Here is a 26,771-nt window from a genome sequence, read left to right as displayed (position 1 = left end):
TCCGCAATAAATTCTGACTATGCTGTCGCAATGACCACGCTCAGCGACGAAGAGGCGTTCCTGGTTCAGACGGTGCGGGAGTTCATCGACCGCGAGGTCAAGCCCACCGTGCAGGAAGTCGAGCACGCCAACGCGTATCCGGAGCGCTGGATCGAGCAGATGAAGCAGATCGGGATCTACGGCTTAGCCGTGCCCGAGCAATACGGCGGTTCGCCGGTGTCGACTCCCTGCTATGCCCAGGTCACCCAGGAGTTGGCGCGCGGATGGATGAGCCTGGCCGGGGCGATGGGCGGGCACACGGTGGTCGCTAAGCTGCTCGCGCTGTTCGGCACCGAGGAACAGAAGCAGACCTATCTGCCGCGGATGGCCACCGGCGAGGTGCGCGCGACGATGGCGCTGACCGAACCCGGCGGCGGCTCGGATCTGCAGGCGATGACGACGGTCGCCAAGGCCGACGGTGACGATCTGGTGATCTCAGGTGCGAAGATGTGGATCTCCAACGCCAGGCGCTCACAGTTGATCGCCTTGTTGTGCAAGACCGATCCGAACGCCACACCCAAGCACAAGGGCATCTCTATCGTGCTGGTGGAACACGGCCCCGGTCTGACGGTGTCGCGGGATCTGCCGAAACTCGGCTACAAGGGCGTCGAATCGTGCGAGCTGGCCTTTGACAACTACCGCATTCCGGCCACGGCCATCCTGGGCGGCACCCCTGGTAAGGGATTCGCGCAGATGATGAAGGGGCTGGAGACCGGGCGTATCCAGGTGGCCTCACGGGCGCTGGGGGTGGCCACCGCCGCGCTGGAGGACTCGCTGGCCTACGCCCAGCAGCGGGAGAGCTTCGGCCAGCCGATCTGGAAGCACCAATCCATCGGTAACTACCTGGCCGATATGGCCACCAAGCTCACCGCGGCGCGCCAGTTGACCTGGTATGCCTCCGAGAAATACGACAGCGGCGAACGCTGCGATATGGAGGCCGGCATGGCGAAGCTGTTCGCCTCCGAGGTCGCCATGGAGATCGCCCTGAACGCCGTGCGTATTCACGGTGGCTACGGCTACTCGACCGAATACGACGTCGAACGCTACTTCCGCGACGCGCCGCTGATGATCGTCGGCGAAGGAACCAACGAGATCCAGCGCAACGTAATCGCCTCCCAGCTGGTTTCGCGAGGCACAATCTGACGTCTCGTCACTAGCATCTGACCTATGGCCCCAGGCAGCCGCAGACAGACCCCTGATGAGTCAGATCCGAAATCCGTGCGCACCAGGGCGCGGATCCTCGACGCGGCGGCACATGTGCTGAGTGTCAAGGGCTACGCCGGGACCAGGTTGACCGACGTCGCGGACTACGCCGGGCTGCAGGCGCCCGCCATCTACTACTACTTCCCCTCGCGTGAGGACCTGATCGAAGAGGTCATGTTCGCGGGCATCGGCGATATGCGTCGCCATCTCCAGGAGACGCTCGACAATCTGCCCGACGGCACCGAACCGATCGAGAAGATCATGGCCGCGGTGGACGCACATCTGCGCCACGAACTCGAGCTGTCCGACTACGCCACGGCCTCCATCCGCAACTCCGGTCAGATTCCGGAGCATCTGCGCACCAGGCAACAGAAGGAGGCCAACGCCTACAACGCGTTGTGGATGAAATTGTTCACCGAGGCCGCCGACGAAGGACAGCTTCGGTCAGACCTCGACACCCGCATCGCACTCGCACTGGTGCTCGGTGCTCTCAACTGGTCGGCGGAGTGGTGGAATCCCCGACGGGCCTCGGTCGACACCGTCGTGGCCAACGCTCAGAGCATCGTCCGCGCCGGCCTGAGCCCGGCCACCGCACCGGCTCGCCGTAAGCGCACCAACGGTTCACGCCGCTAGCCCGCTCGGGCTTTTCCCCAGTTTTGATTCTATGTTAAATTAATTGAGTGAACGAAGCTTATATCGTCGACGCTGTCCGCACTCCCGTCGGGAAGCGGGGCGGTGGACTTTCCGGGGCTCACCCCGCCGACATGGCGGCGCACGTCATCCAAACGGTGGTGGGGCGCCACGACATCGACCCCGCCGCCATCGACGACGTGATTCTCGGCTGCCTGGACAACATCGGCTCCCAGGCCGGCGACATCGCGCGTACCGCCGCGCTGGCAGCGGGACTGCCCGAATCGGTGCCCGGTGTCACCATCGACCGGCAGTGCGGATCGGCCCAGCAGGCAGTGCATTTCGCCGCGCAGGGCGTGATGAGCGGCACCGCCGATCTGATCGTCGCGGGCGGCGTCCAGAAGATGAGCCAGTACCCGATCCTGTCGGCATTCGGCGCGGGCGAGCCGTTCGGCTCGAGCGACCCGTGGACGGGCTGTGAAGGCTGGCAGGCCCGGTACGGCGACCAGGAGATCTCACAGTTCCGCGGCGCGGAACTGATTGCGGCACACTGGAAGCTGACGCGCGAAGACAACGAACGCTTCGCACTGGAAAGCCATCGGCGCGCCTTGGCAGCCATCAAGGACGGCCACTTCGCACGTGAGATCACGCCCTTCGCGAACGCGACCGTCGACGAGGGACCCCGGGCCGACACGTCGTTGGAGAAGATGGCCACGCTGCCCACCCTCATCGAGGGCGGGGTGCTGACCGCTGCTGTCGCCAGCCAGATCTCCGACGGCGCAGCTGCGCTGCTGATCGCTTCGAAGGACGCCGTCGACCGCTTCAAGCTGACCCCGCGGGCCCGCATCCACCACATGTCGGTCCGCGGTGCCGATCCGGTGATGATGCTGACCGCACCGATACCCGCGACCCAGCATGCCCTCAAGCGTGCCGGCATGTCGATCGACGACATCGACGTCGTCGAGATCAATGAGGCGTTCGCCCCGGTCGTCCTGGCCTGGCTTGCCGAGCTCGGCGCCGACCCGGCCAAGGTCAACCCTAACGGTGGCGCCATTGCGCTCGGCCATCCGATCGGCTGCACCGGCGCCCGATTGATGACGTCGATGCTGCACGAGCTGGAGCGCACGGGCGGCCGCTACGGCCTGCAGACCATGTGCGAAGGCGGTGGCCAGGCGAACGTCACCATCATCGAACGGATCTGAGGCATGCTCCGCACTCTCTACGAACCCGATCACGAGGCGTACCGCGAGACGGTCCGCGAGTTCCTCGCCCGCGAAGTGGTTCCGCACCAGCATGATTGGGACGCCGCGCGATGGATCGACCGCGAGGTGTTCGCCCGTGCGGCGAAAGCGGGGATCTACGGCCTACAGATCGGCGAGGAGTACGGCGGCTCCGGCGAACCCGACTACCGATACCGGATGGTGGTGTGTGAGGAAGTCGCCCGAATCAATGCGCTTTCTTTCGGTTTGACGGTCAGCCTGCAGGATGACCTCGTCCTGCATTATCTGCTTGACCTGACCACTGATGAGCAGCGCCAGCGCTGGCTGCCCGGATTTGCGACCGGCGACATCATCGGCGCGCTCGCGATGACCGAGCCTGGAACAGGCAGCGATCTACGCGGCATCCGCACCACCGCGCAGCGGGACGGTGATCGCTGGATCCTCAACGGACAGAAGACCTTCATCTCCAGCGGCATCATGGCCGATTTGGTGGTGGTTGCCGCCCGAACGGGCTCGGCGGGCGGCTCGCGTGACCTGAGTCTGTTTGTGGTGGAACGTGATACGCCCGGTTTCGAGCGGGGACGCAAACTGGACAAGATCGGCCTGCCCGCACAGGACACCGCCGAACTGTACTTCCGCGACGCGGAGGTTCCCGCCGCGAACCTGATCGGCGAGGAAGGTTACGGTCTGCAGTATCTGATGAGCCATCTGCCCCGTGAACGTCTCGGGGTGTCCGCCATGGCAATTGCCACCACACGGGCGATCTTCGACATGACCGTCGACTACTGCAAGCAACGCCACGCCTTCGGTGCGCCACTGACCGACAAGCAGCACGTGCGTTTCGAGCTCGCGGAGATGGCGACCGAGATCGACATCGCCCAGTGCTACGTCGACCAGTCTGTGCGCGCCTACAACGCGGGTCAGCTGACCGCGGTCGACGCTGCCAAAGGCAAGTGGTCGATCAGCGAGCTGCAGAAGCGAGTCCTCGACAGGTGCCTGCAGTTGCACGGCGGCTATGGCTACATGACCGAGTATCCGGTGGCCCGGGCGTACATGGATACCCGCGTCCAGACGATCTACGGCGGCACGACCGAAATCATGAAAGAGATCATCGGTCGCGACGTGGTGGCCTAGCGGACCATCACGGAATTCTTGCGACGGGGCCGCGCGGTCAGATCCGCGCGGCCCCCACTAGTTCGCCGACTTCCACGAACTTGGCCCGCGGGCGTGCCGCGGCGGCCCCGCGGGCCCGTTCCGCGGCGTCGATCGCCAGCCATCCAGCCCAATCGACCGCCTGCACACCGCGTCTGGTCAACAGCTCGCTGATGTCGTCGTCCGACCTCCGACGCAGCTTGCCGGCCGCGAAGTCCTCCATCAGATGGCCGACTGTCTGCTGCGCGCACGTACGGTTGGTGCCGATCACGCCCTGCGGACCTCGTTTGATCCACCCGGCGACGTACACGCCGGGTAGCGGTTCGCCAGCGTCGACTACCCGTCCTTCGTCGTTGGGCACGCGGCCCTCGGCTTCATCGAACGGCACACCGTCGATGGCCGCCCCGCGATAACCGATCGACCGGAACACCAACCCGGTCTCGATAATTCCGGTCTCCAGGCGAACACCCTCGACGTTCTCGGTGCCGACGAGTTCCAGCGGTGGCGCGGAAAAGACCAGAGCCACGACACGATTCCCAGGAGTTCGGGGGCGCATCGCATACTCGGTGATCAGGTCATACTTCAGCGCGCCATCGAGATCGTCGGGGCGTTCCCCGAGCTCACCCCGCACGACCACGTCGACGCCTGGCAGCTCCCCGAGCGCGATCAGCTCGCCCACCGAGAACGCTCCGTGGGCCGCGCCGCGCCGCGCCAGCAGCACGACTTCCTGGACCGCGCTTGCGGCTAGTGCCCGCAACGAATGGTCGGCGATGTCGGTCTGCGCCAGCGTCTCGGTGTCGGAGACGAGGACACGTGCGGCGTCCAGGGCGACGTTGCCGTTCCCGATGATCACAACGCGGGAGGTGCCGAAGTCGAATTCGTGATGAGCATGGTCGGGGTGTCCGTTGTACCAGGCGACGAAGTCGGCGACGGCATGGTGACCGGCCAAATGCTCGCCGGGAATCCCGAGATCGCGGCTGCGTGAGGCGCCCACCGCGTAGATCACCGCGTCGTGGTGTTCGGTCAGTTCGGCGTGCGTGACGTCGCGACCCACCTCGACATTGAAGTGGCAGCTCACCCGGTCGCTCGCCAGAACCGGCTCGAACACCGACACGATCTGCTTGGTCGCCTGGTGATCCGGGGCAACCCCAGAACGAATCAGGCCGAACGGCGTCGGCAGTCGATCGAAGAGGTGCACCTCGACGCCTGGCGTATGCACGAGTTCGGCCGCTGCGTAGCACGCCGCCGGGCCCGAGCCGACGATGGCGACGCGCAGCGCACCACGCTCGAGGGGTCGGGGTGCCGGCTTCGCCTGAGTATCACGCACTTTCAGTGCGGTCTTGTCGAAGTACGCCGCGTTGATGTCAAGGAACCTGCGCTGGCCCGCGGGCAACTCGTCCTCGTGGTAAATCGCGCCGACCGGGCATTCCGCCATGCACGCCCCACAGTCGACGCAGGTGTTCGGATCGATGTAGAGCATCGGTGCGGCGGTGCCGTTGGGTACCGGGCGTATGCAGTCCACCGGGCAAACCGGTATGCAGCTGGCGTCCGTGCAGCAGTTCTGCGTGATGACGAAGGTCAAAGTCGTTCTCCGATTAGTTCTCGATACCAGGCTTCACGTTGGCTTAGCGGGTTGATTCCACGCACCAGGTGCATGCGATCAACCCGTTAAGAGCCGCCGATCAGTCTTCGAAAGACACCGCGCCCGTGGGGCAGTTGGCGATTGCGTCCTCGACGGCCGCGTATTCGCTCTCCGGTGGGTTCTCGTCGATGACGACGCCCAGGCCGTCCTCCCCGACCTCGAATACCGCCGGCGCCGTCATCTCGCACATTCCGATGCCTGAGCACTTGGTGTGGTCCACACGCAGCTTCATCACATCAGCTTCCTCATGATGCGCAGTGCCCGATCGGTGTACGGCGGATACATCAGCGACGGGTCCGGCTTGGCGGGCTTCGCCAACACCGCCCGGCGGTGACTGAGCGCCTCGAAACCCCACCGTCCGTGATAGGCACCCATCCCGCTGGCACCGACTCCGCCAAACGGCAACTGAGGCACCAGACAGTGCATCGCGATGTGGTTGATCACGGCGCCGCCCGAGGGCACGACGTCGATGATCTCGCGTCCACGCCGCTGGGAGCCTGTGAACACGTAGAGTGCCAACGGTTTCGGACGTGAGTTCACGAACCGTATGGCCGCATCGACTGAGTCCACTCGGAGCACCGGCAGTATCGGGCCGAAGATCTCTTCGCCCATCACGGGATCGGCCGGAGCCGGATCGACGACCACCGTCGGTTGGATCCGCAAGCTGTCGACGTCCCAATTTCCGCCGGTGACAACTGTTCCCGTGGTACTGGAGATCAGCGAGACGAGCCGGTCGAACTGCCGCTGGTTGACGATGGGCAGCGACGGGTCCGGCTCGGCCGAGCGGAACTCGGCGATCACCTTGACGACCTTGCTGACGAGTTCGTCGGCGATCCTCGAGTCGGCCAGCACATAGTCCGGGGCTATGCACGTCTGCCCGGAGTTCAGCAGTTTGACCCACGCCAACCTGCGTGCCGTCACGTCCAGGTCGGCATCGGCAGTCACGATCACCGGACTCTTGCCGCCTAGCTCGAGCGTCACCGGTGTCAGGGTCGGGGCGGCGGCGGCCATGATCTTGCGCCCGACCTCCGTACCGCCGGTGAACAGCGCGTGGTCGAATCCCTGAGCCAGCAGGTCCTGGGTGGTCTGCGCGTCACCCTCGACAACGCGGATGGCGTCGCCGTCGAGATACTGCGGCACCAGCCGGGCCAGCAGCGCCGAGGTCGCCGGCGCCAACTCGGAAGGCTTGATGACCGCGCAGTTCCCCGCCGCGACGGCGGCCACCAGCGGACCCAGGCTCAGGTACACCGGGTAGTTCCACGGCCCGATGATCAGGACGACCCCGAGCGGGTCGTACTGCACCCAGCCTCGTCCGGGCCGCTGCGCCAACGGCAACGGCTGGCGGCGGCGGCGCATCCACTTGCGAAGGTGCTTGCGCGCGTAGGCCGCTTCGCCCTTCGTCGACGCGATGTCGCCAAGCCACGCCTCGTGCGCTGGGCGGCCCAGATCCTCGGCCAAGGCTGCGGCGATCGCCGGTTCTTGTTCGTCACAAAGCCGTTCGATGGCCGCCAGCTGGTCGATGCGCCATTGCACCGGCCGGGTACGACCCGTCTCGAACACTGTGCGCAGGTCTGCGGCCACTGCCGAACCTGCGGCTTCGGCTTGCAGGTGAAGAGTCATGGTATTCCTCAGATTTCAGGGGCGGCGACCACTCCGGATGCGACGGCTCCGCTGATGCCGCCGTCGATCACGAGCGGGTGGCCGTTGATCCACCTCGCCGCGTCCGAGGCCAGGAACAGGATGCCGTCGGCGATGTCGTCCGGATATGCGTGGCGGCCCAGCAGTTCCTTGACACCGTCGAGGGTGTCCTTGCCCATCGACTCTTCGAAGTCCACCAGGATGGGTGTCTCCACGGGCCCGGGCAACACCGCATTGATCCGAAAGCCCATCTGCGCCACCGCAAGTCCCATGCTCATGGTGTAGACGGTGGTGGCTTCCTTCGAGAAGTTGTAGGCGTTGCCCTGCTGCGGGTTGGCCTTGAACCAGGCCTCCGCGTCCTCGAACGTGTCGGTGGCGAGCAGATCACGGATCGCCTCCAGCCGCAGCGGCCAACCGAAGCCTGCAGTGGAGGACACGATGGTGATCGTCCCGCCCGGCACCAGCCGCTCGAAGAACGCCTCGGTCAGATGGCGCACCGCGAACGTGTTCACCGCCATCACGAGATCGGCAGGGGCGGTGCCGGGGATTCCGGCGATGTTCATCAAGCCGTCGAACTCGCCTTCCAGCGATTCGAGAGCGGCGTCAATGTTGCGCGGATTGGCCAGATCGACGGTGATGTGCTCGGTCACCGCCGCCGAGGGAGCGTTCCGATCCAGCGAGTACACCAACGCACCCGCATCGAGGAGCTTGCGTGCGGTCGCATCGCCGATCCCGGAGGCAGCACCGGTGACAACGTAACGCTTTCCAGCGAATTCAGACATATGGCAGGACTCCTAGTCGAGGGTGTAGGGCAGGGATTTCACGGCGTGCACGAAGTTGCCCGTCAGGTACTCCGGCTCGCCGACCCGCAGGTTGGGCACCCGCAAGATCAGCTCCCGGAACATCGCCGTCAGCTGCATCTTCGCCAGGAAGGCGCCCATGCAGAAGTGTGGTCCGCCACCGCCGAAACCGTTGTGCGGATTCGGTTTACGCAGGATGTTGAAGGTGTAGGGATCCTCGATCACCCGCTCGTCGCGGTTTCCGGAGGAGTACATCAGCACCACCCAGTCGCCTTCGCGAATGTGCTGCCCGTGCAACTCGGTGTCCTGGGTGACCGTGCGACGGAACGTCATCACCGGGCTTGCCCAGCGGACGAACTCCTCGACGGCCAGGGCGATGCGGCCGTCGAAGTCCTCGGCCAGCAGCGCCCGCTGCTCCGGGAACTGCTGCAGCGCCATAGTGGCTAACGTGATCGTGTTGCGGGTGGTGTCGTTGCCTGCCACGGAGAGGAGCACGAAGAAGGCGCCGAGTTCGTCGTCGGTCAGGCTGCGCCCGTCGACCTCGGCCTGCACCAACTTCGACATCAGGTCGTCGGTGGGTGCCTCGCGGCGCTGCTCGGCCAGTTCCAGCCCGATGGTGAGCAGACCGACCAGGGAGTCGGTGACGACCTCTCCGGGCTCTCTGCCCGCCGCCACGTCGGCGTCTGCCCAGGACACCATGCCGTCGGCGTAATGCGCGGCCTCATCACGCTTTTCGGGCGGCAGCCCGACCATCTCGTAGATCGTCCACATGGGCAGCCGTTTGGACACCTGCTCGACGAAGTCGCCGCTGGTGGTCTTCAGCAGGTCGTCGACGATCTGGACGGCCTGTGCCGTCACCTGGTCCTGGATCTTGGCGACCTGACGCGGGGTGAACACTGAGCTGATCAGGCGGCGCAGGCTGGAGTGGCGGTCACCGTCCATGCCGAGGAACGACTCCGCGGCGTCGAGCAGGTCCTCGGGGATGGCCTCGATCTGGACGCCCTGCGCCGAGGAGAAGATCTCGGGATTCTTGCTGACGTAGGCGATGTCCTCGGCGCGGGTTATCGCCCAGACTCCGTCGACGGGGGCCGGGATCACCGTGCCTTCGATCGGCGGGTGCCAGGAAATCGGGCGTTCATCGCGAAGGATCTTGAAGGATTTCTCCCGCTCGTCGGCGGTCTGCGCCCAGAAGCTGGTCGGGGAGATGCTGATGGGGTCGTACGGCGGGCGGGCGGTCTGGGCCTGTACTGCAGTCATTTTGAGACCTCCAGGTAACTGTTGATGAGAAGTCGTTTTGCCAGCTTCCCCGTGGGCGTGCGTGGAAGCTCCTCGGTGAAGTCCACCGAGCGCGGCGCCTTGTAGTGCGCAATCCGTTGGCGCACATAGTCGATGATCTCCTGCTCGAGCTCGTCCGAGCCGGTGATCCCGTCGCGCAGTTGCACGACGGCCTTGACCTGTTCACCCATCTCCGGATGCGGCAGACCGATTACGGCCACATCGGCGATGCACGGGTGCAGCGCCAGCAGGTTCTCGATCTCCTGCGGGTAGATGTTGACTCCGCCGGAGATGATCATGAACGCCTTGCGGTCGGTCAGGAACAGATAGCCGTCCTCGTCGACGTATCCCACATCGCCGACCGTGGACCAGTTGCTGTGCTGCGGATGCCGGGACTCGGCGGTCTTGGCGGGATCGTTGTGGTACTCGAACGGGGTGACGTCGCGTTCGAAGTACACCGTGCCGATCTCGCCGGTCGGCAGCTCCGCTCCGTCGTCGTCACAGATATGCAGAACGCCAAGCGCTGCCCGGCCGACCGAGCCGCGCTTCTGCTGCCACTCCGGCGTCGTGATCACCGTCGTCCCATGCTGTTCGGTGGCCCCGTAGTACTCGACGAGAACGGGACCCCACCAGGAAATCATCGCGTCCTTGACGTCGGGTGGGCAAGGTGCCGCGGCGTGCACCGCCAACCGCAGGGACGAGACGTCGTATCGCTCGCGTTCATCGTCGGGCAGCTGCAGCATCCTGATGAACATCGTCGGCACCATCTGGGTGACCGTCACGCGATAGCGTTCGATCGTCGCCAGCGCTTCGGTGGCGTCGAAACGCTCCATCAGGACGACGGTGGCGCCGAGGGCGAGAACGCCGCCGCACCACTTCAACGGCGCCGTGTGATAGATCGGCGCAGGGGACAGGTAGACGTCGTCCAGCGTAATTCCGAACGCATGCTCCAGCATCCCGATCAGCGGGTCGCCGGGCTGATCGACCTCGATGTCCAACAGCCGCGGCTTGATCCCCTTGGGCCGTCCCGTCGTTCCCGACGAGTACAGCATCTCGGCTCCGCGGGGCTGACCCGGTAGCGGCGGCCGGTCGCGGTCCAGCAGCTCCACATAGCTGTCATGGCCGGCGACGGGTCCGCCGAATGCGTACCGCTTGCGCACCGCTGGGGTCAGCGGTACGAGTTCGGCGGCGAGATGGCTGATCCCCGCCGAGGCGAACAGCACCTGCGCACCGCTGTCGTTCACGATGTACGCGGCTTCCTCGGGCGCGAGGTGCCAGTTCACCGCGGTGATGTAGAGCCCCGATCGGATTGCCGCCCAATACACCTCGAGGGCTGCCGCCGAATTGTCGGAGAGCAGCGCGATCACGTCTCCGCGTCGCAGTCCCATGTCGTACAGCGCCGACGCCACCGCGGCGGAGCGCTGCTCGAGTTCGGCGTAGGTGGTGACCGCTCCGGATCCGGCCATGACGATCGCCGGGTGATCGGGCCTGGTGGACGCGTGCGTACCGGGGAACATGCGGTCAGACCAGCAGGTCGTCGCGGCCGTCGTTCTTGAGCCGGTCGATATAGACCGGATAGAGCTTCTTCCCCAACGGTGCGAGCTTCAGGAGGCTGGCCATGTCTCCGTCGACCTTGATCTTCCGCTTCGCCATCGCCAAGGGGAGGTTGACCTTGCCCTGCCAGTAGGCGTTGCCGGTGTCTGCGGTCATGGCCATGGTCGCCGTCGGTGCCGGTCCTCCGTCGAGGCCCTCCCGGATGCTGCGGTTGGCCATGTCGATGACCACCAAGGCCTCCGGTTCGGTGAAGTCGAACGCGATGACCAGCCCGGTGTCGACGAGCTTGGGTCCGATCTCGGCGTCCTCGAACGCCGTCTCGAAAATCCCGCCGATATAGCGCGTGACCTCGGAAGAGTTGGCGAACCCCATCGTTCTCCTTAATTTATTCTATATTCAAAACCGGGTATGAGTATGGTCACACCATCAGGCCCATAAGTCAACTTACGAAAGCCGGCGGATCGGTTGTTCATCGGAGGATCAGGACGATGCAGACGAGGCCGACGACGACGAACCACACCTGGGCCCACCTCTGCAGCGGCGTGCCTCTGAGCTCCATGAAATCCATGGCGACGAGCGCCGCCTTGCCGAAGGCGATCACCGCGGCGCAGGCGGCCGCGACGCGCGGGCTGAGCACCTCGTGAACCGATCCCGTCGTGAAGACCAGCGCCACAAGGGTGAGTGCGACGAGTACCCCGTAGACGACGATGACCCGTCGGCGCGCCGCGATCATGCGTGGCTCCCGATGTAGACGAACGAGAAGATGAGAATCCACAGCAGATCGACCATGTGCCAGTACCCCGCGGCGCTCTCGGCGAAGCGCCGACTGACCGGGCGCCCCGCGCGCTCGGCGCGCCACCACGTCATCAGCAGGACGCTGCCGATCACCACATGCATCAGGTGCAGGCCGGTCAGCACGAAGTAGTACATGAAGAAGGTCGACGACGTCAGCGTGTGGCCAGCGCCGATCTCGATTGCGTACTCGATCGACTTGACGAGCGCGAACGCCGCCCCGAGAAGCAGTGCCGACCCGATCAGCGGGCGCGACACGGTGCCGGCCCGATGGTTCTGCACCGCACGCACGACGAGGTAGGAGGAGGTCAGCAGGATCAGCGCATTGACGAGGCCCAGCCAGATGACGAGATGCGCGGCATCGGAATGGAATTCGCTGCGGTTGTTGCCGAACTGCCACAGGTAGGCGACGAAGAAGAACGCGAACACCGTCATGTCGGCGAAGACGAACCCCCAGAACGGGGTGTCGCTGGCCAGGCGGTGCTGCTGCGGCTGTGCGGTCCGCTCGGCGTACGTCGTCATACGGTGAGCCCTACGTCGTCGGCGGCGGGTACATCGGCGGCGTCCTCGATGGCGCGCTGTCGCACCAGCAGACCCATGGCAAGCAAGAAGACCGAGTAGGTTGTGAGCGCCAGCCAGAAGATCAGGACGCCGTTCCACGTGAACGGTCCGCGGTGGAAGACCAGCGCCAGCACGTCGAACGTGAACGTGAATCCGATCCAGCAGTTGAGGTATCCGACCCATCGCGGAATCGGCGAGCGAGGGTCGCGGAGTGCTGAAGCAGCGATCGCCAGGTTCTGGATGATGAACGGCGCGACAGGCGGGATGAACAGCAGCCACGCCAGATCGTTGAGCAGAACGGTCAACTCAGGGCTCCGGGCGGGGCGGAAGGCCGCGACCGCCATGATCAGCATCGGTACCAACAGCATCACCGCGGTGACCGACCCGGAGACCAACTGCACCAACGACAGCAGCCGCGCTTCGCGTGAGCCGGTGAGCATCAGGTGCGAGATCGCGCCCACCAGCGGGACGACCAGAGAAATGCCGATCGTGGCGACGGCGAACCCGATCGATACATGCATGCCGGACCCGTAGAAGGCAGTCACCTCGTCGGGCGAGTTCGACGGTCCCAGCGGAAACGGCAGCACGCCCGCGATCAGCCAGCCGGCCAATGTCACGGCGAGGGTGAGCGGGCCGCACCACCCGCACACCAGCAGGACGCTGTTGCGTGTCATGGCTGCACCGCTGCCGGCCGGTACGCCGCAACGATCTTGTCCACCACCAGCTTTGCGGTTTCTGCGCATGCGGTGGTGCCGCCGTTGGCGTACTCCTTGACTCCGTCACCGACGTTCCACAAGCCTTCGATGGGGGTGTCGTGCGGCAGGTCGGAGCCTGCGACCGCGCGCTGCGGCGGCCAGCCGTCCCGGGTCACGGCGACGTTGAGGATGCGCGCCCGTTCGTCGAAGTTCTCGATGTTGTCGCGCAAGTCCTGCAACAGGAGTTCCGTCTCGGCTTCCTCGTCGAACTCCCCAGTCGGGTTGTCGGGAACCGAGGTTCCGACGTAAAGGTTCCAACCCTCCGGAGCCATCTCCGGGCAGAGGTCGGTGAAGTTCGCGATGTAGGCCAGACGGCGCGACTTGGAGAAGCTCAGCATGCCGGGGACGTCGACCAGTCGTTCCCTGCTGGCGAAGTTGACCGAGATCATCGAGGTGGGCCGGTCGCCATGCTTGACCAGTTCCTGGTAGTCGGCGGGCACGTTCTCGGCGCCCAGCAGTATCACCGTGGCCGCGGGCCCGACATCGCTGACCACCACCGGGGCGGTCACCTGCACGGCCTGCCCGTCACGCAGTACCTCGACGCCGGTGACCTTCCCCCCGTCCGTGAGGATCTTGGTGGCCGGCGTGGACAGCCAGATGGTGCCGCCATCCCGTTCAACCGCTGCCGCCAACGACTTCCACAGCCCGATCGTCCCTTCTGGGTGGAATCCGAACCGCTTGAACGCACTCTTGCGAGTGAAGTACGTCAGGAAGACCCGCGCAGGCAGGTCCTCGGACCCGACGGCGAAGATCGAGGCACACATGTTGCGGAAGATGCCGTGCACGCCTTCGTTTTTCGTGTACTTCCGCACCCAGTCGGCGGTCGACAGTTCGTCCTCGGGCAGGCCCGAGTCGTTGCGGGCCGCGCCGATCCCCTGGACCAGCTTGGCTCCCTGTCGGGTCAGCTTGCCCAGTAGGAACCCCCAACCGCCGCCGGTGACGTCGACGTCCTTGCCGGCGACGCGGTACAGGATCGGCGGCTTCGGTTCACGGATGTCGAAGGCCGCCCCGACTTCTTCGCAGGTCTGCTGCGTGACGCCACCGACCTCGATGACGATGGCGCCGTTATTGACCTTGAACCCGTCGATCTCGTCGGTCGACGCCCGCCCGCCGACCTTGTCGAGGCTCTCGACGACCAGTGTCCGGTAACCCTGGTGTGCGAGGCGCGCCGCGGTGAACAGTCCGCCCGCCCCTGCGCCGACGACGATGACATCGAAATCGTTCTGCGACATGACTTCTCCTAGTACGACCGTGGCAGACCCAGCGAGGTCTGAGCGACGAAGTTGAGCACCATTTCCCTGCTGACGGGCGCGGTGCGCATCAGCCGGGTGATGAACCACAGTTGCGACAGTCCGTACTCGTGGGCCAGTCCGTTGCCGCCATGGGTTTGGATCGCCTGATCGAGCGCCTTCAACGCGGCCTCGGATGCGGCGAACTTGGCGATGTTGGCCGCCTCACCGGCCGGTTCCCCCGCGTCGAACAGCTCGGCGCTGCGCACGGTGGCCATCCGGCCCAGTTCGACGGCGATGTGCGACTCGGCCAGCGGATGTGCCACGCCTTGATGCGCGCCGATCGGCGTGTTCCACACCTTGCGCGCTCTGGCGTAGTCGGCGGCCTTGCCGATGGCGTAGCGGCCGATACCGCTGCACAGTGCGCCGACGAGGATGCGTTCCGGGTTGAGCCCGTCGAAGACCTGCCGTAACCCGTTGCCTGCCAGACCGATCAACGCTTCTTCACCGACCTGCACGTCATCGAGGAAGACGGTGAACTGCTTGTCGGGGGACACGATCGACGTGTCGATCTGCTGGTAGGTGAGCCCGGGCGCGTCGGTGGGCACGACGAACAACGACAGCTTGGACTTCTCCGGCGTCGAATGCTCCGCGTCGCGGGTGACCAATAGGATCGCGTCACACTGGTCCACCGCCGAGATGTAGTACTTGGACCCGGAGATGGACCACCCGGTGTCGGTGCGGGTGGCGGTGGTCTTCACGTTGTGGCTGTTGGATCCCGCGTCGGGTTCGGTGAGACCGAACGCCATCTTGCGGGTGCCTTCCGCGATGTCCGGCAGCCACGCCTGCTTCATCTCATGCGATCCGTGGTGCGCCAGGATGCTGCCGCAGATGGCCGGCGAGATCACCCAGATCAGCAGCGGCATACCGTGTGCGGCAAGCTCTTCCACGACGACCACGGCCTCGGACATGCCGCCACCGCCGCCACCGTATTCCTCGGGCAGGTGCAGACCGAGCAGGCCGGCGGCTCCGAGGTCTTTCCACAGCTCCTCGATGTCGCCACCCGAGCTACCCCGTTCCAGGAAGTATTGCGGGCCATAGCGTTCCGCGATTCCGGCCACGCTTTCGCGGATGGCGCGGTGTTCGGCGCTGTCGGTGGTCAATCCGGGCATGGTTGCTACCTTCCGGTGAACTTTGGTTTGCGTTTCTGCGGGAATGCGGTGATCGCTTCCGCCGCGTCGGCACTGTCGGCGGTGTACTTGATGACGCGCGTTTCGGCGGCGAACTGGGACTGCAAGTCGTTGGACCAGCTCTCGCGCAGCAGCTTCCGCATCGCGCCGTAGGCCTTCGTCGGTCCGTTCGCCAGTTCGGTGGCCAGTGCCATGGCGCGATCCCGTAGTTCGTCGGCGGGCACGATCTCGTTGATCAGCCCCCACTCCAGAGCCTCGGTGTCGCTGATCGGGGTGTTGCGCAGGTAGGCCTGCGCCGCCCGCCGTGGCCCGATGAGACGCGGCAGGTGCCAGGTGCCGCCGCCGTCGCCGGACACTCCGAGCCCCGCGAAGGCGGTGATGAAGCGGGTGCCCTCGGCGGCCAGGACGAGGTCCGCGGCGTACACGTAACCGAGTCCGCCACCGGCGACGGCGCCGTGTGCGGCCGTCACGATCGGGACGTCGAGCCGGCTGAGCAGGTCGAAGCCCTGATGGAACGGGACAGTCATCGACTGGATGAGATCGCCGAAGCCCTCCGAGATGTCCGTTTGGAAGAAGTCGATGTCGCCGCCAACGGTCAGCGCCGGGCCGTTCCCACAGATCAGGACCGCACGGACGGCGTCGTCTTCGGCGATACGGCGAGCCACCTCCAGCGTCTCCTGCGCCACCGTCATGTTGATCGCGTTGTGCACCTCGGGCCGGTTCAGGCAGACCGTCGCAACGCCGCCGGTCACCGAGTAGTCGATGGCCTGAAGGCGTCCAGGACCGTCCAGTGCGGCGTGCCAGGCCGCGGTGTCGGTGAGCTGCCGCAGCGCGGTGATGCGGCCGTCGGGGGCGAACGCGAGGATATGGACGAACGCGGCGTTCAAGGGATTGCCTGTGCGACGGGCCTTTCCGACGTAGTTGCCGGTGACCATCAGGCGCCCGTCGTCGAGGCCCTCGAAATTGCTGGGCTGCGCACGTACCCGGAAGTGCTCGCCGATGCGCCACCACAGGTTGGTCTGCATGGCCTCGGCGCCGACGTGTTCGCCGCCCATGCCGAGCGGCAGGCCCTCGGCGGCATGCCCGACGAAGTCGGGGTGCAGCAGGGCATTCAGTGCGTCACGATCGCCGGCACCCAGCGCCGTGTAGAGGTTCTGCGCCGTTACCACCCGGGCGTCATGGCTGACCTCAAGCGACATAGCGGATGACCGATTCGATGACTGCGGCCGGTTTCTCGGAGCCGTCGATCTCGATGGTGGTGACCATGGTGGCCTGCGCGCCGCCATTGACGGTGGCGACCTCGGAAATCGTTGAGCGCGCACGAATCTTCGCACCGACCGCTACGGGGGAGATGAAGCGGACCTTGTTGAGGCCGTAGTTGATCGCCATCGTGACACCGTCGACTCGGTACAGCTGGTACATGAAGTGGGGCAACAGCGACAGGGTGAGCAAGCCATGCGCGATGGTGCCCCCGAAGGGGCCCTTCGCCGCCCGCTCGGGGTCGACGTGGATCCACTGGTGGTCACCGGTGGCGTCGGCGAACAAGTTCACCCGGTCCTGGGTGACCTCGAGCCAGTCGGTGGGGCCGAGTTCGGTCCCGGCAGCGTCGATGAAGTCTTGCAGCGTCGGATAGATCTCCATACGGCCTCCTGAGTTTAGGGCTCGCCTCCAGCATGAGTTTTTAATTTCAATTCAACTCATGAGATACACGTCAGCACCGCTCCCAAGGCCCACCGTAGCAGATTTTCGATTCTCTGTTAAATTATTGTGACAACCGGTGAGGGAGCGCGCACATGAAGTCTCAGGTCGAGCCGTCGCGGTACATTCCCCGCACCCCCGAGACCCTGCTGGACACCGCCGGGCACACCGTCACCAGGATCCCGCTTCCCCTGCCGTTGCCGGACCTCAAGGTCGTGAACGCCTACGCGATCGGCACCGGTGCCGGGGTCACACTGATCGACCCGGGGTGGGCGTCGGCCGAGTCGGAAGCGACCCTGATCAATGGACTGGCGGCGCTCGGCTACACCCCGTCGGACGTCCGCGGCATCCTCGTCACCCACGCGCATTGGGACCACTACACCCAGGCGGTGAAGTGGCGCGACCAGCTAGGGGTCGAACTGATGCTGGGTTCCGAGGAGCGTCACAGCATCGCGGGATTCGATCCGCTGGAAGGGGTGCACCCAACCCAGGTGCCGATGTTGGTGCGGGCCGGCGCTCCAGAGCTCGCCGCGGCGGTAGCGGCATTGCAGTGGGAGCCCTACGAACGCGATATGCCGTTCACGGCCCCGGATCGCTGGTTGCAGGACGGCGACACGTTCGATGCAGGCGGCGGGGTGAGCGTCACCGCGCGTGCCACGCCCGGTCACACCCGAGGACACATGGTCTTCGAAACATCGGGCTTGGCGTTCACCGGCGATCACCTGCTGCCCCGAATCACCCCGTCCATCGCGTTCGAACGCGCACCAGAGCAGTTGCCGCTGCGGTCATTTCTCCAGTCGCTTCGGCTGTTTCTCGATCTCGAAGACCTTCGCATGCTGCCCGCGCACGGCGACACCGACCACTTCACCCGCCGGCGCTCCCAGGAGTTGCTCGACCACCACGACCAGCGGCTGACGCTGATCACCGACCTGGTGGCCGCCGGTGCCTCGACCGCGTTCGCGGCGGCCTGCCGCATGCGGTGGACCCGGCACGAACGCGCGTTGGCCGAGCTGGACACCATCCATCAGATGGCGGCTGTCCTCGAGGTGCAGGCGCATCTCGAGCTGCTGGCGAGCACGGGTGTGCTGTGCACCGATGAATCCTGCGAAGTGAGCACCTTCGCCGTGAGTTCCTCCCGCGAGCAGACGTGAACACCCCTTAAATCGGCTGATTTTGGGGGTTTTCGCGTCTGCTCGCTGAGCTCAACCGGCGGCCCACCCGGACTTCCACATGCCAGCGGTTGAACACGAGGACGGACCACTGGCGCGGTGACGACACCGTCGGCGTCATGCGCGCGGATGCGGGTGCCGTCAGCATCTGCTGACCTCCTCGACCAATCGGAACTTCTGCACCTTACCGGTCGGGGTTGTCGGCAGCGCATCGGCGTCGTAGAACACCACCCGCTTGGGCACCTTGAATCGCGCGAGGTTGCCGCGACAGTGCTCGAGCACGTCCGTCTCGGTCAGCTCTGCACCCAGCGCGGGAACGACGACTACACAACCGATTTCGCCCCAGCGTTCATCGGTCAGTCCGAACGCGAATGCTTGGCTGATTCCCGGATGCCGCTGCAGCAGCTCCTCGATCTCCTTCGGCATCACCAGTTCGCCGCCGCTCTTGTAGAGCTCCTTGCTGCGGCCCGTCAGCTCGAGATAGCCGTCCGCGCGCACCACACCGAGGTCGCCGGAGAACAGCCGGCCGTCGCGCAGCGCCGCAGACGTCTCCGCAGGGCGGTTCCAATAGCCGAGCATCGTTGCTGGCCCGTGGGACACCAGTTCTCCGTCGACCGACTCGTAGACGACCAACGCGTCGGTGCCGGGAACCGATGCGGCGCCCGCGAGCTTCGGGCGGCCCACCGTCTCCGATGTCAGGTGCAGGGGGTCCTCGGGCAGGGTCAGCGTCATCGCCCCGCCGCACTCGGTCATCCCGTAACCGGTCACGATCTCGTCCACGCCGAAGTCACGTTCCACTTGCTGCCACAACCAGATCGGCGCCGGCGCCGATCCGCAGAGCACCGCCTCCAGCGAGCTGAGGTCATAGTCGCGGCGGGCCGTCGACTGCACCATCGCAACCGCCATGGTCGGTACGCACAGGATGTCATTGGCCCGGTGCCGTTCGATCCCGGCGAAATAACCCTCGGCGGAGAAGGACGGCTGCGGCACGATGGCTCCACCGACGAACATCACCGACAGCAGACCCTCGACGTAGCCGAACATGTGATAGCACGGCAGCGAGAACAGGATTCGGCGACCGTCCTGATAGCCGCGGGTCAACGCGGACGCGTACGCGGTGCGCAGCACGCTGTCGTGCGATACCAGCACGCCTTTCGGCGATCCGGTCGTCCCTGAGGTGTACAACATGTCGCCCGGCGCATCCGGGGCCACGGCGAGCTCCGGTGCCGGCCCAGCGGTCGCCACCAGATCGGCGACGGTGCGCACCCCCGGGCGCGCGGTGCCGTCGGTGTCGAGCAACACGACGCGATACGCTGCCAGATCGCTATCCCACTGCGGCGCAATCTGATCCAACATCGCCTGGTAGTCGAGCGTCCCAAACCCCGTCATGGTCACCAGCACCCGGCAACCGGAGTCGTCCAGCACGAATCCGAGCTCGGTCGCCTGGTACAGATAGTTGAATGGCACGGCGATGGCGCCTGCGCGGGCGATGGCGAACTTCACGGTGACGAACTCCGGATAGTTGGCCATCACCATGCCGACCCGGTCGCCCGGCACGACGCCGAGCTCGACCAGGCCGGCCGCGATGCGGCGCGACTGTTCGGCGACATCGGCGTAGCTCAGCGTCACGTCGTCGGTGATGACGAAGGGCCGCGCACCGTACCGACGCGCGCACTCGTCGAGCCAACCGGCGAGGCTGCGCGGCTGCCACACCGGAAATCTGTCACGCAGCTGTTGCCGGCACTCCTCGATCTCCGCGACGGTTCTCATAACTCCTGCAACTCACCACGCAGTACCGCGTCGCGGAGCTCGAACTTGCGCACCTTCCCGGTCGGTGTGACCGGAAACTCGGTGTCGGTGACGAACCACCGGGACGGCACTTTATAGGGGGCAAGCCGCGACTGTGCCTGGGCGACAAGTGTTCTCTTCACGGCTTCGGGCTCCCCCGCACTCCGGAAGACCGCTGCGACGACCTCGCCCCACCGGTCGTCTGGGATGCCGACCACCGCGAGGTCGGTCACCGCGTCATGTCCGGCGAGCTGCTGTTCGACATCGGCGGGCGCGATGTTCTCTCCGCCGCGGATGATGATGTCCTTGAGCCGGCCGGTGACGGTGAGGTTTCCGCGCTCGTCCATCGAACCCAGGTCGCCGGTGTGGACGAATCCATCGGCATCGACAGCCGCTTTCGTCGCCGCCGGATCGTGGAGGTAGCCGACCAACTGTTGGTAGCCCCGCGCACAGATCTCCCCCGGCTCGCCCAACGCCACCACGGCCCCGGTGTTCGGATCGACGATCTTGCAGTCCACCTGGGGCAGCGGACGTCCCACCGTGGTGAGGCGTTCCGAACGGCTGTCGCCGGGACGGGTCATCGACAACACCGGCGCCAGCTCGGTCTGCCCGAACAGGTTCAGCACGGTGGCACCGAAAACCTCGGTGGCACCGTCGATCATCGTCGGGGGAACCAGGGCCGCCCCGCCCATGATGATCGCGATCTGCGAGCCCGGAGTGTCCGCCGCCCGTTGCGCGGCCAGCAGGGCGTCGAGGACCGCGGGGACGTAGAACAGCACATCGGGTTGTTCGGCGTGCAGGGTGGCCAGCGCGTCTGCCGGCGTGAACCGTTCGATCAGCACCGCGGTGCCGCCCAGCCACAGCGGGCCCAGCGTGGCGATCACACATCCGGCCGTGTGGAACATCGGCAACGGGTTGACGCAGACCGCGCCCTGGGGCGCTTCCGCCGCGGTCAGGGTCAGTTTCGCCACGTTCACCAACGCCTGGTGGGTGAGCAGGACGCCCTTCGGACGGCCGGTGGTTCCGGAGGTGTACTGCAGCATCGCGATGTCGTCGGCGCCGACCTGCGCGACCGCCGAGGGATCCGGCTCGGAGGCTCGCCATTCGTCGGCGGACAACGAGATCCGTTGCAGACCTGGGATTCCCGCGCAGACGCGCTCGGCGACCTCGGCCATCCGGTAGTCGCGACTGACGTCGGCGTGCAGCAGCACCTTGGCGCCCGAATGGGTGAGCGCGTATTCCAGTTCGGCGTCGCGGAGCACCGGGTTCAGGGCGACCAACACCATCCCGGCCAACGCAGCGCCGTACTGGATGATCGGCCATTCCACGACGTTCGGCGCCCACAACGCGACGTGGTCACCCCGGGTGGCGAGCCGCGACAGTGCGGTCGCCACCCGGGTTGCCTCGTCGTACAGCTGCCGGTAGGACAGCCGTACCTCTTCCCCGGTACCGTGCCGGGTCCCGACGAGTGCCTGCCGGTCCGGGTACTCGGCACTTCGTTGTGCCAGTACCTCTCCCACCGACGCCTGTACCAGATCGACTGTGCGGTCGGCCGGCCAGTACGACTGCTGCAGGCAACGCTCGACGGTCACCGGCTACACCGGGTTGGTACCGAGTTTGGCGTTGGCCATATCGCTGATCTCGCTCCACCGGCCGGTGATCTCTTCCAGCGTGGGCGGTGCGGAGAAGGTGACACCGTCGTTCTGGAACAGCGCGTGCCGTTGCACCAGGCCGCCGCCGACGACGAAAACCGAAGCGGTGTCGTGGTTCTCCTCGCTGACCAGGTAGCCGACCGCGGGGGCGACAAGCTCCGGATCGAGCTTGTCCAGCACTTCCTGCGGTGCGATGTCGGCGGTCATCCGGGTGGCGGCCAGCGGCGCGATGGCGTTGGCGGTGATGTTGTACTTCGCACCCTCGATGGCGAGGGTGTTGATCAACCCGACCAGACCCGCCTTGGCGGCGCCGTAGTTCGCCTGCCCGAAGTTTCCGTACAGCCCGCTGGTGGAGGTGGCCACCACGACCCGGCCGAACTGCTGTTCCCGGAAGTGGGTCCACGCCGCGCGGATCACGTTGAAACCGCCGTAGAGGTGGACCTTCAGCACCGAATCCCAGTTCTCGTCGGTCATCTTGTGGAAGGCGCCGTCGCGCAGGATGCCTGCGTTGCTGACGACGCCGTGGACCGCGCCGAACTCGCTGAGCGCGGTCTCGACGATCTCCGCCGCGCCCTCAGCGGTGGCCACCGACGAATAGTTCGCGACCGCGCGGCCACCGGCGGCGCGGATCTCCTCGACCACCGAATCGGCCATGCTGGTACCCGACCCGGTTCCGTCGCGGGCACCGCCGAGATCGTTGACGACGACGAGCGCGCCGTTCGACGCAAGGAAGCGCGCGTACGAGCGGCCGAGGCCACCTCCGGCTCCCGTGACGATGACGACTCTGTCTGCTACACCTGGCACTGCTCGAACTCCTCTGTTTCTAAATGGGTCTAGTGTTTGCGTTCGCGGGTGACCACGGAGACGAAGGACACGCAGCCGCCGGGCCGGCCTCCGAGGTTATGTGTGAGGGCGGTATGCGGGTCGGCCAGTTGGCGTTCCCCCGCCTGGCCGCGGAACTGCAGCCACGCTTCGTAGAGCATGCGTAGACCACTCGCACCGACCGGATGGCCGAAGCTCTTCAATCCGCCGTCGGGGTTGACCGGCAGGCGGCCGTCGGCGTCGAATTCGCCTGCCAGCACGTCCTTCACGGCCTGACCGGGTGCGGTGAACCCGAGATCCTCCATGAGCACGATCTCGGTCGGGGTGAAGCAGTCGTGGACCTCGGCGAGCGACAGCTGCGTACGAGGATCGTCGATTCCGGCCTGTGCGTAGGCATCTTTGGCGGACCTGATGACTTCGGGAAAGCTGGTGTAGTCATACGCCGGATCCAGCGCTCCGCGGCCCGATGCGGCGATCAACGACAACGCCGAGACATACATCGGTGTCTCGGTGTACTCGTGGGCCCGGTCGGCCGGGACGATCAAGGCGCATGCGGCGCCGTCGGAGACCCCGGAGCAGTCGAAGACGCCGAGCCGGCCCGCCACCTTTGCGGCAATGGCGATCGTCTCCTTGGCGACCGGTGACCGGAACTGCGCCTTCGGGTTTCGCGACCCGTTGTCGTGGTTCTTCCACGCCACGTGGGTCATCGCGTCCCGCATCTCGTCGGGATGTGTGCCGTACTTGGCGCAGTAGGCCGGATCGAGCATCGAGAACGCCGCGGGTGCGGTCATGGAGATCTCGGGTGCCGTGCCGTCGCCCGGCGGGTCCTGGCGCAGCAGCCCGGAGAACCCGGAGTCCTTGAGCTTTTCGACCCCTACCGCCATGACGACGTCGTAGGCGCCGGCGGCCACGGCGTAGCACGCGTTGCGGAACGCCTCCGAGCCGCTGGCGCACATGTTCTCCACACGAGTGACCGGCTTGTCGTCGGAGCCGAGTGGACGGCTGAGGGTCAGCCCGGACATTCCGGAGCTCAGGGTGCCCAGCCAGTAGGCGTCGACGTCATCGCGGGTGATACCCGCCGAGTCGAGGCACTCGGTGTAGGCCTCCAGTACCAGATCCTCGATCGACGCGTCCCACCGTTCTCCGAATCGGCTGCAGCCCATGCCGATCACCGCGACCCGTCCCGCGATCCCGTTACTGGCCACTGGTGAGCACCGCCTTCCAGAAGTAGTCGTGGACATCGCCGGCGGTGAACAGGCGGCGGAAGCTGAACCGCACCCGGGCACCGACGTGCAGCGCGTCCGGATCGGCGTCGGCAACCTCCACCGTGCAGCGCCCGCCACCGTCGACGTCGACGACGGCCTGGATCATCGGCGGCGACGGTGAATACGCGAGCCGGTCGACGGTGTAGGTGACGACGGTGCCCTCCAGCCCGGCCACCGGAGCCGGCGTCATCCGGTCGACGGCAGCGCAACGCCGGCACACCCTGGCTGGCGGGATGTGGACGAAATCGCAGTCTTGGCAGCGTGTTCCGGTGAGGCCGTACTTCCATCCCGCGCCTCGGGAGGAGGGCGGCGCCGCCGGCCGGTCCGGTTCGGGGCGACGCGGCGGCTCGAGTTCGACCAGCCCGCGCCAGGACAGATAGGTGAGCGCAGGCGCCGGCAACCCACCCTCGCATTGCTGTGCAAGGGGTACCCGCTGCCGCGCTGACGGTAGCTTTCCGGTGGCCCGTAGCACCATGGCGTCACACCCGTCGGTGGCTGACAGCACCAGGATGGTGTCACCCGGATCGGCGGCGTCGAGCGCGGCGCTCAGGGCGATCGCGGCATCGGCGGCACCGCTGAAGCCGACCGGTGAGGTGACCACCGACTTTTGCCCCTTGACCAAGGTGGCGGCGCGCTTGACGATGGCCGTGTTCGGACAGACCAGTGCGACGTGGTCCGCATCGGTGATGGCGGCGGCATTCAGCGCATCGGCGGCCGTATCCCGAATCAGCCGCGTATATCGCTCGGCCCCGAAGCGTTCCTCCCACTGCTGCCCGGTCACCGAATCCGGTGCCCGCCAACGATCCAGGAACTCCTCCGTACGTGATGCGGTGCCCAGCACCTCGGCGATGGGCTCACCGTCGCCGAACAGCAGCGCCGCTGCGCCGTCGCCGCCGGACTTCTCGTCGGCGGACCCGGGCCGGCCGACCCGCACGTCGCCACTCACCGCCAGACCGCCCGATTGTGCGGCCCAAGCGATCGCGGCGAAGGCGCTGCGACCGGTGCCGCAGAGGTCGGCTGCCAGTATCTGCTCGGGTAGTCCGAGCGCGGCGTGGATGGCGGTGGCGTTGGTCTTGTCCGCGTAGGCGGGCGTGCTGGTAGCGAAGAGAACCGCATGCGGGGCAGCTTGGTTGGCGAGCGCTGCGGTGGCTGCGGCGACGGCCATGGTGGTTGAGTCCTCGTCGTAGCCGGCGATCACGCGGCGGCCCAGCCGGTGCCGTGGCACGTACGTCGCGTAGCTCAGCAGCCCGATCCTCATGACACACTCCGGAACACCGCGGCGATACCCTGGCCGCCGCCGATACACATGGTCTCCAGGGCCAGTCCGCCGCCGCGCCGACGCAGTTCGTGCAGCATCGTGGTGAGGATTCGCACTCCGGTGGCGCCGATCGGATGCCCGAGTGAGATGCCGGATCCGTTGACGTTCAGGCGGTCGTCGACCTCGTCGAGCTTGATGCCCCACCCGGACAGCACGGCTAATACCTGAACGGCGAAGGCTTCGTTGATCTCGATCAGGTTCAGGTCGTCGAAGCCGAATCCGGTTCTGCTGAAGAGCTTTTGCACCGCGTTGACCGGGCCGATGCCCATGTGAGACGGCTCGCAGCCGGTAGCGGCCCACCCTTCCAGGAACCCGAACGGTTCCAGACCCAGCTCCTCGAGGCGGTCTTCGGAGACCACGAGGCACGCGGCGGCGGCATCGTTCTGCTGGCTGGAGTTGCCCGCCGTCACGGTGCCGCCGGGAACAACGGTGCGCAGCCGCGACAACGTCTCGACATCGGTGTCCGGGCGGACGCCCTCGTCGGTGTCGAAGATGACCGGATCACCGCGGCGCTGCGGAACTTCGACGGCGACGATCTCGTCGGCGAAGACCCCGGAACGTTGTGCCGCGGCGGCGCGCTGATGACTGCGCACCGCGAACTCGTCGGCGGCTTCGCGGCTGATGTTGTAGTCGGTCGCCAGGTTCTCCGCGGTTTCGATCATTCCGCTGATCGGTCCGAAACGCCATGCCGGCTGCGACATCTCGCGGCCACGGTCGAGCCGGTCGTAGAGCGTCTGGTTGCCGGATCGGGCGCCCCACCGCACGCTGGTGGTGTAGTGCTCGATGTTGCTCATCGACTCGACACCACCGGCAAGCACCACGTCGGCCGCGCCCGTCTGCACCGTCATCGCTGCCGTGATGACGGCCTGGAGCCCACCGCCGCACCGCCGGTCGATCTGCAGCCCGGGAACACTCACCGGGAGCCCGGCGTGCAGTGCCACCCACCGGCCGATGCACGGCGCCTCGGAGTTGGCGTAGGACTGAGCGAACACCACATCCTCGATGCTCGCAGGATCGATATTGCTGCGCATGACAACGGCTTTGACGACCTGCGCGGCCAGATCCTCAGCGCGCAGCGGTCGCAGGGAGCCACCGAATCCACCGACAGCGGTGCGCAGCGGCCCGACAATTGCGGCCCTTCTCATGCGTCGCCCCGCCAACGGTCGGCCGACGGATCGAGCAGGCTCTCGAGCCGCTCCTCAGACAGCCACACGATGCTCTCCAGTTCGAGTGCGTCCAGGAACCGCACCCGGCCGGTGCGTAAATCCTCCAGTCGCAGCCGCGGCGAGTTGCCCGCCACGTCGAACGTCACCGATACCTCCGCGAACTCGCTGCCGATGACCGGCCCGTGCGTCGGATCGTGATGAATACCCATATCG

The 26,771-nt window shown here is 66.1% G+C and carries 26 protein-coding genes; 5 read left to right on the top strand and 21 right to left on the bottom strand.

Annotated features, from left to right (window positions below; all coding sequences use genetic code 11):
* Nucleotides 1–30 precede the first annotated feature (30 nt).
* The 4 genes from G6N43_RS02975 to G6N43_RS02960 all read left to right on the top strand — a co-directional run bounded on the left by G6N43_RS02975 (nt 31) and on the right by G6N43_RS02960 (nt 4,226).
* Nucleotides 31–1,182: an acyl-CoA dehydrogenase family protein gene (locus G6N43_RS02975; RefSeq protein ID WP_083155904.1), complete on the top strand. Its 1,152-nt coding sequence runs from the start codon at nt 31–33 to the stop codon at nt 1,180–1,182.
* Nucleotides 1,183–1,296: 114 nt separating this feature from the next.
* Nucleotides 1,297–1,875, top strand: coding sequence for a TetR/AcrR family transcriptional regulator (locus G6N43_RS02970; protein WP_322790423.1), 579 nt, complete (start codon nt 1,297–1,299; stop codon nt 1,873–1,875).
* 47 nt (nt 1,876–1,922) lie between these two features.
* Nucleotides 1,923–3,074 (top strand): acetyl-CoA C-acetyltransferase, encoded by a 1,152-nt coding sequence (locus tag G6N43_RS02965; protein WP_083155900.1) that lies wholly within the window; start codon nt 1,923–1,925, stop codon nt 3,072–3,074.
* A 3-nt stretch (nt 3,075–3,077) separates the two neighbouring features.
* Nucleotides 3,078–4,226 (top strand): acyl-CoA dehydrogenase family protein, encoded by a 1,149-nt coding sequence (locus G6N43_RS02960; RefSeq protein ID WP_083155899.1) that lies wholly within the window; start codon nt 3,078–3,080, stop codon nt 4,224–4,226.
* Between the two features lie 37 nt (nt 4,227–4,263).
* Here G6N43_RS02960 and G6N43_RS02955 read toward each other — a convergent pair whose 3' ends face one another.
* From G6N43_RS02955 to G6N43_RS02890, 14 genes are all read right to left on the bottom strand, one after another.
* A complete protein-coding gene (locus G6N43_RS02955; RefSeq protein ID WP_083155897.1) occupies nt 4,264–5,826 on the bottom strand; it encodes an FAD-dependent oxidoreductase in 1,563 nt (520 codons plus the stop codon).
* A 100-nt stretch (nt 5,827–5,926) separates the two neighbouring features.
* A complete protein-coding gene (locus tag G6N43_RS02950; protein ID WP_083155895.1) occupies nt 5,927–6,118 on the bottom strand; it encodes a ferredoxin in 192 nt (63 codons plus the stop codon).
* Nucleotides 6,118–7,506 carry an aldehyde dehydrogenase family protein gene (locus G6N43_RS02945; RefSeq protein ID WP_083155893.1) on the bottom strand — a complete coding sequence of 463 codons (1,389 nt, stop codon included), beginning with the start codon at nt 7,504–7,506 and terminating at the stop codon, nt 6,118–6,120. The genes G6N43_RS02950 and G6N43_RS02945 overlap by 1 nt, the downstream gene beginning before the upstream one ends.
* Nucleotides 7,507–7,514: 8 nt before the next feature.
* Complete coding sequence (locus G6N43_RS02940; protein WP_083155891.1) at nt 7,515–8,306, bottom strand: coniferyl-alcohol dehydrogenase; 792 nt, start codon at nt 8,304–8,306, stop codon at nt 7,515–7,517.
* A 12-nt stretch (nt 8,307–8,318) separates the two neighbouring features.
* On the bottom strand, nt 8,319–9,581 hold the full coding sequence (locus G6N43_RS02935; protein WP_083155889.1) for a cytochrome P450: 1,263 nt from the start codon (nt 9,579–9,581) through the stop codon (nt 8,319–8,321).
* Nucleotides 9,578–11,116 carry an acyl-CoA synthetase gene (locus G6N43_RS02930; protein ID WP_083155887.1) on the bottom strand — a complete coding sequence of 513 codons (1,539 nt, stop codon included), beginning with the start codon at nt 11,114–11,116 and terminating at the stop codon, nt 9,578–9,580. The genes G6N43_RS02935 and G6N43_RS02930 overlap by 4 nt, the downstream gene beginning before the upstream one ends.
* 4 nt (nt 11,117–11,120) lie before the next feature.
* Nucleotides 11,121–11,525 (bottom strand): SCP2 sterol-binding domain-containing protein, encoded by a 405-nt coding sequence (locus G6N43_RS02925; protein WP_083155885.1) that lies wholly within the window; start codon nt 11,523–11,525, stop codon nt 11,121–11,123.
* Between the two features lie 97 nt (nt 11,526–11,622).
* Complete coding sequence (locus G6N43_RS02920; RefSeq protein ID WP_083155883.1) at nt 11,623–11,886, bottom strand: cytochrome C oxidase subunit IV family protein; 264 nt, start codon at nt 11,884–11,886, stop codon at nt 11,623–11,625.
* A complete protein-coding gene (locus G6N43_RS02915) occupies nt 11,883–12,467 on the bottom strand; it encodes a cytochrome c oxidase subunit 3 (RefSeq protein ID WP_163657961.1) in 585 nt (194 codons plus the stop codon). The genes G6N43_RS02920 and G6N43_RS02915 overlap by 4 nt, the downstream gene beginning before the upstream one ends.
* Complete coding sequence (locus tag G6N43_RS02910; RefSeq protein WP_163657959.1) at nt 12,464–13,180, bottom strand: hypothetical protein; 717 nt, start codon at nt 13,178–13,180, stop codon at nt 12,464–12,466. The genes G6N43_RS02915 and G6N43_RS02910 overlap by 4 nt, the downstream gene beginning before the upstream one ends.
* On the bottom strand, nt 13,177–14,493 hold the full coding sequence (locus G6N43_RS02905) for a phytoene desaturase family protein (protein ID WP_083155879.1): 1,317 nt from the start codon (nt 14,491–14,493) through the stop codon (nt 13,177–13,179). Before G6N43_RS02905 ends, G6N43_RS02910 begins: the two co-directional genes overlap by 4 nt.
* 8 nt (nt 14,494–14,501) lie before the next feature.
* A complete protein-coding gene (locus G6N43_RS02900; RefSeq protein WP_083155877.1) occupies nt 14,502–15,662 on the bottom strand; it encodes an acyl-CoA dehydrogenase family protein in 1,161 nt (386 codons plus the stop codon).
* 5 nt (nt 15,663–15,667) lie between these two features.
* On the bottom strand, nt 15,668–16,879 hold the full coding sequence (locus G6N43_RS02895; protein ID WP_083155875.1) for an enoyl-CoA hydratase-related protein: 1,212 nt from the start codon (nt 16,877–16,879) through the stop codon (nt 15,668–15,670).
* Nucleotides 16,869–17,321, bottom strand: coding sequence for a MaoC family dehydratase (locus G6N43_RS02890; protein WP_083155873.1), 453 nt, complete (start codon nt 17,319–17,321; stop codon nt 16,869–16,871). Before G6N43_RS02890 ends, G6N43_RS02895 begins: the two co-directional genes overlap by 11 nt.
* Nucleotides 17,322–17,473: 152 nt before the next feature.
* On the opposite strand from G6N43_RS02890, the gene G6N43_RS02885 reads away from it, so the two are divergent.
* Entirely contained in the window at nt 17,474–18,529 is a 1,056-nt protein-coding gene (locus tag G6N43_RS02885) for an MBL fold metallo-hydrolase (protein ID WP_083155871.1), read from the top strand.
* 159 nt (nt 18,530–18,688) lie between these two features.
* Here the strand turns inward: G6N43_RS02885 and G6N43_RS02880 are convergent, their stop codons facing one another.
* From G6N43_RS02880 to G6N43_RS02850, 7 genes are read right to left on the bottom strand one after another with little or no spacing between them, the layout of a single operon-like run.
* The gene (locus G6N43_RS02880; protein WP_083155869.1) at nt 18,689–20,317 is read right to left on the bottom strand and encodes a class I adenylate-forming enzyme family protein; all 1,629 of its coding nucleotides are present in this window, start codon (nt 20,315–20,317) and stop codon (nt 18,689–18,691) included.
* Nucleotides 20,314–21,927, bottom strand: coding sequence for a class I adenylate-forming enzyme family protein (locus G6N43_RS02875; RefSeq protein ID WP_083155867.1), 1,614 nt, complete (start codon nt 21,925–21,927; stop codon nt 20,314–20,316). Before G6N43_RS02875 ends, G6N43_RS02880 begins: the two co-directional genes overlap by 4 nt.
* A gap of 3 nt (nt 21,928–21,930) precedes the next feature.
* The gene (locus tag G6N43_RS02870; protein WP_083155865.1) at nt 21,931–22,791 is read right to left on the bottom strand and encodes an SDR family oxidoreductase; all 861 of its coding nucleotides are present in this window, start codon (nt 22,789–22,791) and stop codon (nt 21,931–21,933) included.
* Between the two features lie 29 nt (nt 22,792–22,820).
* On the bottom strand, nt 22,821–24,014 hold the full coding sequence (locus tag G6N43_RS02865) for an acetyl-CoA acetyltransferase (protein WP_083155863.1): 1,194 nt from the start codon (nt 24,012–24,014) through the stop codon (nt 22,821–22,823).
* The gene (locus tag G6N43_RS02860) at nt 24,004–25,332 is read right to left on the bottom strand and encodes an OB-fold domain-containing protein (RefSeq protein WP_083155861.1); all 1,329 of its coding nucleotides are present in this window, start codon (nt 25,330–25,332) and stop codon (nt 24,004–24,006) included. Before G6N43_RS02860 ends, G6N43_RS02865 begins: the two co-directional genes overlap by 11 nt.
* Nucleotides 25,329–26,537: an acetyl-CoA C-acetyltransferase gene (locus G6N43_RS02855; protein ID WP_083155859.1), complete on the bottom strand. Its 1,209-nt coding sequence runs from the start codon at nt 26,535–26,537 to the stop codon at nt 25,329–25,331. Before G6N43_RS02855 ends, G6N43_RS02860 begins: the two co-directional genes overlap by 4 nt.
* Entirely contained in the window at nt 26,534–26,767 is a 234-nt protein-coding gene (locus tag G6N43_RS02850) for a hypothetical protein (RefSeq protein ID WP_083155857.1), read from the bottom strand. The genes G6N43_RS02855 and G6N43_RS02850 overlap by 4 nt, the downstream gene beginning before the upstream one ends.
* Nucleotides 26,768–26,771: the final 4 nt, after the last annotated feature.

The organism is Mycolicibacterium moriokaense, assembly GCF_010726085.1.
Lineage (GTDB): Bacteria > Actinomycetota > Actinomycetes > Mycobacteriales > Mycobacteriaceae > Mycobacterium > Mycobacterium moriokaense.
This window is presented reverse-complemented; position numbering and strand designations above follow the sequence as displayed.